This is a genomic window from Cryomorphaceae bacterium, from assembly GCA_007695365.1.
In the GTDB taxonomy this organism is placed as follows: domain Bacteria; phylum Bacteroidota; class Bacteroidia; order Flavobacteriales_D; family SKUL01; genus SKUL01.
This window is the reverse complement of the sequence record REDV01000152.1, coordinates 1-10,244: the sequence shown is the minus strand read 5'-3', so window position 1 is coordinate 10,244 and position 10,244 is coordinate 1. Positions and strand designations below refer to the sequence as shown.

Here is a 10,244-nt window from a genome sequence, read left to right as displayed (position 1 = left end):
TCGCTCGGAAGCAGTTTAATCGGTTCCATGTACATTCTGGATGAGCCGAGTATCGGACTTCATTCGCACGACACCCAAAAACTGATTGGGGTATTGCGCTCGCTTCAGGCGGAAGGCAATACCCTTATTGTGGTGGAGCACGACGAAGAAATCATGGAAGCCGCTGATCAACTTGTGGATTTGGGTCCGATGGCCGGAAGAAATGGCGGAGAAATAGTTTTTCAGGGTAATCACGCTGAATTACTGAGTCAAAACGAAAGCCTTACCGCCAAATACCTTACCGGCAGGCTCTCGATTCCGGTTCCGCAAAACCGAAGAAAAGTGAGGAACAAGATTTTGATGCACAAGGTGGAAAAAAACAACCTGCGCGGTTTTGATGTGATCTTTCCGTTGAATATGTTGTGTGTGGTAACAGGGGTTAGCGGATCGGGCAAAACCACGCTCGTAAAAGACCTGCTTTACCCAAGACTGAAAAGAAGAATTGAACAACGCGAGGGTCATCAGGCCAGCGACGGCGTGGTTTCAGGCGATCTCAGCCAGGTTGCACAAATTGAATACGTGAACCAGAACCCCATTGGCAAATCATCCAGGTCGAACCCGGTTACCTATGTGAAGGCCTTTGATAATATGCGAAGCCTGTTATCCTCGCAGCCACTGGCCCAGCAGCGGCGCTACAAGGCCAGTCATTTTTCTTTTAATGTAAGTGGTGGACGTTGTGATAATTGCGAGGGTGAAGGCGATGTGAAGGTTGAGATGCAGTTTATGGCCGACATCTTTTTGAAGTGTGAATTATGCAGCGGCAAGCGTTACAAGGACGAGGTACTGGAGGTTCTTTTTGACGAAAAGAGCATTTACGATATTTTGGAAATGACCATTGACGAAGCCCTGGAGTTTTTCGGAAGTCACCGGAATAACAATGAGTGCACCCGAATAGTACAAAAGTTGCAGCCTCTTCAGGACGTCGGGCTGGGATACCTAAAACTCGGACAATCCTCAAACACACTTTCGGGTGGAGAAGCGCAACGCATCAAACTGGCGTCTTTCCTTGTGAAAGGCCAGAACGAGGCTCCCACCCTTTTCATTTTTGACGAGCCCACAACAGGTCTGCATTTTCACGACATCCACAAATTGCTTATTGCCATGAATGCTTTAATAGAACTCGGTCATTCGGTGATTGTGATTGAGCACAACATGGACGTGATTAAGTGCGCAGACTGGGTGATTGACCTCGGTCCGGGTGGAGGCGTGAACGGCGGAAACCTCGTCTTTTCGGGCACACCAGAAGAGCTTGCCCGGTGCGAAGAATCACTCACCGGAAAATACCTTGGGCCAAAGCTAAATCCGGTTACCGCAGAATCGTAACAAAGCCGCGCAGTTCAACGCGCTCGGCCTCGCAGGTGCCTTTGTATTTCAGTACATAAGGATAGATGCCATCAGGAAGGTGGTGCTGACCATTGTTGTGGAGGGAGCCATTCCAGCCAACAGCACGGTTTTCAGATTCAAAAACCATTTCGCCCCAGCGGTTAAACACACGGATATGAAACTCTTCTATTTCCTCACCTTCCACCTTAAAGAGGTCATTCACTCCATCGCCATTGGGCGTAAACGCATTGGGAACGAAAACAAGGGCCTCAGGAAGAATGGCTGTTACGTAAATGGTATCGCTTTGAATGCAACCTCCAAAATCAATAAATGAAAAACCATAGTTACCTGCACGGGTAATGCTGATGGTGTTTGATGTTTGTCCTGTAGCCCACTGATAGCTCTGACCGTTTGCGGGAATATTAATCTGGTGTGCAAGTCCCTCGCATATCTCAAGCGAGTAGGAACCCGACCAGAACGTTCCCTGACCAATTTCCACAGAACTCTCCTCGGTACAGGTGCCATCTGTAACTTCCACGCTGTAGGTTCCGGGGGCTGTTACAACAATAGACGCAACATCCGTTTCGCCAGTGCTCCACATAAAATTCAAACCTTGCCCCGCAAGACCGGTTTCCAGGGTTTGCGAAGTCTGGTAGTAACAAATATCTCTGTCGGGACCCAGGTCAACATTGAAGCCGGGCACCACCTCCACTGTTTCGGCGTAGGTGTCGCTGTTTAAACAATTGGGCTCTGTGGCGGTGAGTGAAACGTTGTACGTTCCTGCCCCCGGGAATGCATGAATAAAATCATCCTGGTTGTGGATTTCCTCGCCATTTAGATTCCATGTTAACTGAAGGCCGGTACCTTCACTCAAATTTTGGAGAGATACAAGGTTCTCCTGACAATATCCTGTTTGCAAGGCCGTAAAGAGCGCCTCCACGGTATTGTCGGTTACGCTTACGGTTGCGAAGGTTGTATCTTGTCCCGGACATCCTTCAAATCCATACACAACCAACATCACCTCATACTCACCCGAAAGCTCAAAAGTGTGTTCAGGGGCAAAGTCATTGGAAGTATTTCCGTCACCAAAGTCCCAAAAGAAGGTTTGACCCGTACTGAAATTCTGGAAAGCCACGTCAAGCGGGGGGCAACCGGCTGCATCAACAGCATTTGCTACCGCGGTAGCCTGATCGCTCACTGTAATATTTTGCTCAGTGTTGTTGGTGTAGAAGCAAAGCGTGTCTTCAATGCTGAGGGTAATGGTATAGGTGCCTAAATCGGCATATTGGTGGCTTACAACCTCGTCTGTGTACTGGGTTCCATCGCCCATGTCCCAGATGAATGATAGGTTCTCTCCTTCGCTTTGGTTAATGGTTTCAACAATAAAGTTCTCACAATCTGTTTGAAAAGCCACAAAATCGGCATTTACCGTTTGCTCCTGCCCTACTGCAATCGTCACTGTAGCCTGATCTTCAGGATTACAGGTTTCAGTATGAAAAGCAGTAAGGGTCACTTCAAAAATCCCCGGGCCAAAAAAGGTGTGGGTAGGATTGATCTCCTCGCTTGTAGTGCCATCGCCAAAATCCCACAGGTAAGCCTGTCCATTGCTGAGGTTTTCAAACTGTACTTCAACCTCCTGACAGGCAATCACTTGTTCATTACCGATTTCGGCAATGAGTGCCCCAAATATTTCAACCTCCTGTTCAGCGATTTCGGTGTTATCGCAGGCGTTGTCTGTGGCAGTTAGAACAATGTTGTAAACACCCAGCTCATCAAAGGTGTGCACGGCATTTTCGGTGTTGTAGGTTGTTCCGTCGCCCATGTCCCACTCATAATCAAGGAAGGAAGCCCCTGTTTCGTTGGTAAGTGTTACAGTGGAGGTTTCGCAGTCAATTTCGTAGGAGAATGAGGGGTTAAAGGCATCCGCCGAGCCCACATCTATAAAGAGATAGGCCGTATCGGCCAGGTTACAACTCAATGAATCGAAGCTAATCAGGCTGATGGTGTAACTGCCGGGTTCGGTGAATGTATGCTGCGGTTCAAATTCGCTGCTTTCAGGTGAACCATCCCCAAAATTCCAGATGAACACATCCCCAATACTGTAGTTATTGAATTGCACCGTATGAGGAGCGCAACCATTGATATCGTCGTTGGTTGTAATGGCTGCGTTTACCCCGCTTAACTGGAAATCAATTTTAAACACTCCAATATCCCAACCAATAGATTGGTTCGTGGCCCAGGCGTCGGGATTCGTGGGAAATGCCCCGGAGTTGCATACACCTTGATAGACGATACCGCTTTTATCAAACCGGCTAGTTCCCCCGTCCACGTGATTTCCACCGTAGTAGGTACCAAAAGCAAGTTCCGACATATCTTCTTCCCAGGCACACAATACGAAGCTGCCAGATTGAAACAAAGAGTTGGGCGTTAACTCCCAACCTGATGCACTGTTGTATGCACATATGTAGATTCTGTCGCATCGATCTACCAAAAAGGCAACTGGAATTCCATCAGAACTAAATCCGGTACCCGGGCCAATCCGGCTTGAAATCAGTAAATCTGTAAGTGCCGGATTCAACTTAGACACAAACATGCGTCCATTGGGCGTGCTGTAATTGCCAACTCCCACAATGGGCCAATCGCCCTGGGTTTGTCCGTAAACCCAAACCACTTCATTGTTATCGAGATCCACAAAAAATGCCTGATCGATATTGCTTGTGCCGATGAAGGTTGAAGATATTAAGGTACTTCCGTCGTTACTGATACGTGCCACAAAGCCATCCAATGTTCCTTGTGCGCTGGGAGCAGTTGTCATGTATGCACCTGCGGATGTGGGGAAGTTATTGCCTTTGGTTGAGCCACTCACGTAAACCGTACCATTGAGTGTAGTGCGTAATCCGTATCCTGTATCATCTTCCGAAGAACCAAGATAGGTACACCACACCATGTCGGTGAGGTTTTGCGTCAACTTAAAAACAACAGCATCCTGCCCTCCCTGATGCGTACCCTGAAAACTACCGATTGTCACAGGGAAGTCGGTGGAGAAAGTCTGCGAAACCACGTAAGGAAAGCCTTGCACATCCACCACAATCTCACCTCGAAAAACATCGCCGTAATTGAGTGAATTAGCAGAGTTTCTACCGTCTACTCCCGAGCCACCAACAAAGGTGCTTCCCAGCATTTGGGTTCCATCGGCTGAAAGCTTGGTGACAAAAATGTCATCGGAAGGATTTCCAAATCCGTCGGTATTTCCATTATGAGTCTGATCAAAAGCGTTGGATGTAGTTGGGTAGTTTATTGAGCGTGTAGTACCATACACAAAAAGTTCTTCAAACTGATTGGTTACAGTTGAATGCGGATAATCTGCTCCACTACCTCCGAGGTACGTAGCATAGAGCAAATCCGTACCGGTAGGGTTGTATTTGCTGATGGCGACATCCACATTACCTCCGCCGAAGTTGGGCTGCACAACTCCGGGCGTAGTTGGATACAGCTGACCGAATGCAATGGCATGTGAGTACACATTGCCCGCCAGATCGTAAGTGGCACCGTGACCGTAGTTACTTCCCCCGCCAGGGGTTCCGGACAAAGTGGACGCAACTACCACCGGGTCAATAACAAGATCGCGTGTTTGATCATAACCCTCAGGCAAACCAAACGTTACGATTGTACCATTGAGCACATAATCACACGCAACGGGTTGAAGTGCTCCATTCTGCATTTGATAGGCAAAAGGCTTGAGTTCTTTCATCTCTCCCACCGAAGTCACAAGTACCAAATCGCCATCTCCGTTGATGTAAAGCTCGTCCAACCCTTCAAAATTCAGTTGTACCTGGCCTGCATCACTTCCTGCCTTCACAATGAAATCATATTTGAGGTGATCGTTATCAACCACTGCGAGCAAATCTACCCCGGGATAGAGTTCGTGGTATTTCACCTTTTTGAAAGACCGAACGTTGGATGCCCACTTATCGGGCTGATTGCCCAAAAAGTAGTTGAGTTTAAATGAATGGGCCAGGCCTCCTTCAAGCATGGCATCAGGTGAACACCCCACAAAATTTACCCGATACGCATGAGCTCGCACGTAAAACTGCATGCGCTCTTCATCCGACAGTTGCATGATGTCATGACGCGCCTCGAGGTCTTCAGGATGCTCATATAAAAAAGTGAACCGCTGCTGCTCAAGAAAAACAGTGTACGGATGAAAGTCAGCCTGAAAAACGACGTTCTCATGAAACTGATTCTTGTTCTCAATAAAACCCTTTTTGCCTTCGTGTGCATGAACAGAGGGTGATATGAGTAATAATGCTGCAACACACGCAGCACAAACGAATCTCAATAACATAACGGCTGTGTTGGTTAACACCACTATGACTTTAAAATTGGGTTGAGGTTGTCTGTGCGTACGGTATTTACCGCTTAAATTGCATGTCAAAAAGCCTGCGGTAAGCACCGGCTTTTTCCAGAAGTTGGTTATGGCTACCTGACTCCAGCACCTTACCCTTGTCCATAACAATAATTCTATCAGCCTTTTGAATAGTGGATAACCTATGTGCAATAACTATGGATGTTCTTCCTTTGGTGAGTTGGTCTATGGCATCCTGAATGAGCATTTCTGTTTCGGTATCAACGGAGGAGGTGGCTTCATCAAGCACCAAAATTCCGGGATTGTACACATAGGCACGGATAAACGAAATTAACTGACGCTGACCTGTAGAAAGCATACCTCCCCGCTCTTTCACGTCGAAGTCATAACCGCCGGGCAAACGACTGATAAACCCATGAGCACTTACTACTTTGGCTGCTTCAATCACTTGTTCTCGACTGATACGGTCATCACCGAGTGTGATATTATTGTGAATGGTATCGGAAAACAGAAATACATCCTGCAGAACCACAGCAATTTCACTTCGCAGGTAATTCAGGTCGTAATCGCGAATAGGCGTTTCATCGATTAAAATCTCACCTTTCTGAAACTCATAGAACCGGCTAAGCAAGTTAATGACTGAGGACTTGCCTGCTCCGGTAGCTCCCACAAAAGCCACCACTTCGCCTTGATTTACCTCGAACGAAACGTCGCGAAGCACAAAGTCATCGTCTTTGTAGGCAAACCATACGTTTTGAAAAGATATATTGCCCTTGAGACTCTCTTTCTCTATGGTGCCGTTGTTTACGATGCGTTCATCGGTATCCAACACATTAAAAACACGTTGAGATCCCACCATACCCATTTGAAGTACGTTGAAGCGGTCGGCCAGTTGACGAATGGGGCGGAACAACATGTAGATGAACAGGATAAACGCCACCAACTCCCCCACGGTTACTTCGCCTTTGAGACTCTCTCTGGTGCCCCACCACACCAGCACTGCGAGCGAAATGGCCGATAGAATCTCCACCACCGGAAAAAAGATAGAGTATGCCCACACCGAACGAATATGCGCCTGACGATGTTTTTGGTTGATTTCTCTGAACTTCCTCGCCTCTTCCTCTTCGCGGTTAAAGATTTGCACGATGTTCATTCCGGTGATATGCTCTTGCACAAAGGTATTGAGCACAGCCACCTGCGTTCGCACCTGCTGAAAAGCTTTCTTGATGGCATTTTTAAATATGTTGGTGGCCACCAACAGCAGCGGAATAGGAATCAGTACAAAGAGCGTCAATTTCCAGTTGATTACGAACATGGCCACCACCACCACGACCAACTTCAACAAGTCGCCCATAATGACCAAAATGCCCTGCGAGAAGATATCGGCCACTGTTTCAATGTCCGACACCACCCTCGTAACCAACTGTCCGATGGGCGTTTTATCGAAATACCGCAGTTTAAACGCCGTGATATGCCTGAACAGATTTGAGCGCAAATCAATGGTAACGTTCTGGCCCAGCCAGTTTGAGAAGTAGGTCTGGTAGAATTGCACCACGGCTTCAAGCAGCAGCACAGCAACCACAATCAGTGTGAGAATCAGCAACCCCAGTGAATCGTCCTCCAGGATATACACGTCAATGGCCTTACCTACCAGTATAGGACGAACTACTCCAATCAGCGCCGATAGAATGGTGAGAGCAAAGGTGAAATAAAATACTCCGCGATACGGCTTCACGAAAGTCATCACCCTTCGCAGCAGCCCAAAATCCCAGCCCCTCCCCTGCGCCTTGCTCACGTAATATAGGGGTATTGAACCGAATGAAGAAACAGTCCGTGTGCGGGAGCTGATGCACCTGCAAGTCCGCGGTTTTTGCCCTGCATCACCGTTTCTATATGACCAAGAGGCTCTTTACCTCTTCCTGTTTTGAGCAGGGTGCCTACCACAGCACGAACCATATTGCGCAAAAAACGATTGGCCGAAATCTCAAAGTACCACTGGCTTTCTCCGCACTGTTCCCAGCGGGCCGAGCGAACTTCGCACATATGGTTCTTGACGTCGGAGTGCAAACGCGCAAACGAAGTAAAGTCATGGCTACCTGTCATCAGCTTCGCAGCTTCGTTCATCGCGTCGAAATCGGGTGTTCTGAGCATAAAGAGCGATGTTTCGCGCAAAAATGGATTTTTACTGTTGTGCACAAAATAACGGTATGTTCGGTTGGTAGCGTCGTAACGGGCATGCGCTTCCTGCGAAACCGGTATACATCTTTTCACGGCCACATCTTCGTGAAGCACGCCGTTGAGCCTGTAAACAAACTGATGCGCATCAAGTTCTTGTTGAGTGTCGAAATGCAGAAAAAACTGATTGGCGTGCACACCGGTATCTGTTCTTCCGCAGCCCATGCAGGTGGTTTCTGTTCTTAGAATTGTAGTGATAGCTCTTTCAACCTCTTGCTGCACAGAAGCATCGTGTGGCTGGCGCTGCCAACCGCAAAAACGGGTACCCTTGAATGCAATTTCCAGAAAGTATCTTCTCAACGCTGATGGTTTGGGCCAAAAGTAGCACTTTTGAACCTTAGCCTTAGCTTTCAATATGCCGCGAATAGGACTGCTTTCTGACACCCATAGTTATCTTGACGAACGTATTTTTCATCATTTTGCCGAGGTCGATGAAATCTGGCATGCCGGAGATGTGGGGGATGCACATGTCATAGACCAACTTGAGGCATTCAAACCTCTGAGAGGGGTTTACGGCAACATTGACGGACAGGAAGTTCGCAAGCGTTTTCCGCTGGACAATCGTTTTCTGTGCGGCGGAATGGATGTGTGGATGACACACATAGCGGGTCCTGTCTATGTGTACGATAAAAGAATCCGTTTACCCATGCGAGAGCGCCCTCCACAAATACTGGTTTGCGGGCATTCGCACATTTTGAAAATTCAAATGGACAAGCGTTTAAACACTTTGTACATAAATCCCGGTGCAGCGGGCAGGCACGGCTTTCACAAGGTGCGAACCGTGCTTCGTTTTACCATAGAAAACGGCACCATTATGCATATGGAGGCCATTGAACTGGGCAGCCGCGCAAGTGTGAAGTAATTCGTTGGGGTGCTTTGGCTACATGCCCTCGAAGTCTTCTCCGCCACCCATAGGACGGCCGTTGCGCTTCTCCTTGTAGTTGTTGAATTTATAAATGAAGGTAAGCAACCCCCTTCGGGTAACCCTGTTCCATTCCGTGTCTACCTCAAAGTCAATAGCCTCGGTTCTGAATCGAAAGAATCGGGTGTCAAAGATATCGGTTACCCGAACAGTAAGAGAAGCGTTTCCGTTCCAAAATTCATGGGTAAGAGCCACATCCAATCCCTGCATGGAGAGCATACGCCCTTGCACGGTTTCCATGGGTGCCCTGTAAAAGTAGTTGAACTGCAGATTCAGGTCTTTCATGATGGTAAAAGTTTGGCTCAAACGACCAAACATGCTAAAGAAGCTCACATCAAATGTAGGGTCAATATCGGTACCTGAAACTTCTGACCAGTATGCGTTTACACTAATGTTCCCGCGCCATTTTTTGGTGAACTGATGGTTGAAAAACACATCTACACCCACCGTGTTGCTGAGTGCAATGTTATCGAAAACCACGCGGGCCACTCCTTCATCGTCCAGTGTGCGATATCGTTGAATCACATCTTCAGTATAGCGATGAAAAACACCCACATTCAACATATTCCGGTCAAACGACACAATGTAGTTTAGTTCCGAAGAAATGGTATATTCAGGGTCCAGATCAGGATTACCCAGACGAATGTTAAAAGGATCTGTAAAAGCAACAAAAGGGTTGAGCGCACTGAAATAGGGGCGATTAACCCGGCGGCCGCTGTTCAATTGAATCTGCTGGCGCTTGCTCAGTTGGTAACCAAGGAAGGCGGATGGAAAAAGGTCCAGGTAGGATTTATTGTTGAGCTCACCCGTATTCACGAGTTCGGTTTCAATGGTTGTATGTTCTCCCCTTACCCCCAACATGTAGCTCCATTTGTTTACTTTACCACGGTAACTTATGTAGGCAGCGGAAACCCATTCGTTGTATAGGAACTCGTTGTTGAGGCCCAGCACCGGATCAAATTGAGCGTCTTCATCGGGACCGCGCTCAGCAAAATAACTGGAGCCAATTCTTCGCCAGGCAGCTTTAGCACCCGTTTCAAGCTCTCCGCCCATCAATGGACGAGAATAATCCATCTGGCCAATAAAATTCTGAAGCCACTCATTTTGGTTTACCCGCTCAAGAAACTCGTCAAAAAAGAGGTTCTCGGTTCCTTGCAGAATGATATCCTGCCGAAAGCGCTGATTGGTAAAGTCGTCGCTCGCGTTGTACGAAACGGCAGTCATCAGTTTGTGGTCTGAGCTATCAAACTCTATGGAGTGGCTCAAACTGAGGTCGTAGTTGTATCGAAACTGATCCATGTTACCAAGGCGTTCAAACTGATCTACCAGTTCCTCTCCCTGGCTGAGGTTTTCGTAAAA

The 10,244-nt window shown here is 47.7% G+C and carries 6 protein-coding genes; 2 read left to right on the top strand and 4 right to left on the bottom strand.

Features of this window, described 5'->3' with window-relative positions; all coding sequences use genetic code 11:
- Nucleotides 1-1,362: ATP-binding cassette domain-containing protein (locus EA392_15050; protein TVR36444.1), on the top strand; the 1,362-nt coding region annotated here is incomplete at its 5' end.
- Here the strand turns inward: EA392_15050 and EA392_15045 are convergent.
- The 3 genes from EA392_15045 to truA form a co-directional block, all read right to left on the bottom strand.
- Nucleotides 1,346-5,707 carry a PKD domain-containing protein gene (locus EA392_15045; protein TVR36442.1) on the bottom strand — a complete coding sequence of 1,454 codons (4,362 nt, stop codon included), beginning with the start codon at nucleotides 5,705-5,707 and terminating at the stop codon, nucleotides 1,346-1,348. The two genes, EA392_15050 and EA392_15045, sit on opposite strands and share 17 nt — an antisense overlap.
- A gap of 67 nt (nucleotides 5,708-5,774) precedes the next feature.
- Entirely contained in the window at nucleotides 5,775-7,472 is a 1,698-nt protein-coding gene (locus EA392_15040) for an ABC transporter ATP-binding protein (GenBank protein TVR36441.1), read from the bottom strand.
- Nucleotides 7,473-7,519: 47 nt separating this feature from the next.
- The gene (gene truA / locus EA392_15035; protein ID TVR36443.1) at nucleotides 7,520-8,263 is read right to left on the bottom strand and encodes a tRNA pseudouridine(38-40) synthase TruA; all 744 of its coding nucleotides are present in this window, start codon (nucleotides 8,261-8,263) and stop codon (nucleotides 7,520-7,522) included.
- Between the two features lie 55 nt (nucleotides 8,264-8,318).
- Between truA and EA392_15030 the strand changes: the two genes are divergently transcribed.
- On the top strand, nucleotides 8,319-8,825 hold the full coding sequence (locus EA392_15030; GenBank protein TVR36440.1) for a metallophosphoesterase: 507 nt from the start codon (nucleotides 8,319-8,321) through the stop codon (nucleotides 8,823-8,825).
- 18 nt (nucleotides 8,826-8,843) lie between these two features.
- Here the strand turns inward: EA392_15030 and EA392_15025 are convergent.
- Nucleotides 8,844-10,244, bottom strand: a 1,401-nt coding sequence (locus EA392_15025) for a TonB-dependent receptor (GenBank protein TVR36439.1), incomplete at its 5' end; no start/stop codon positions are given.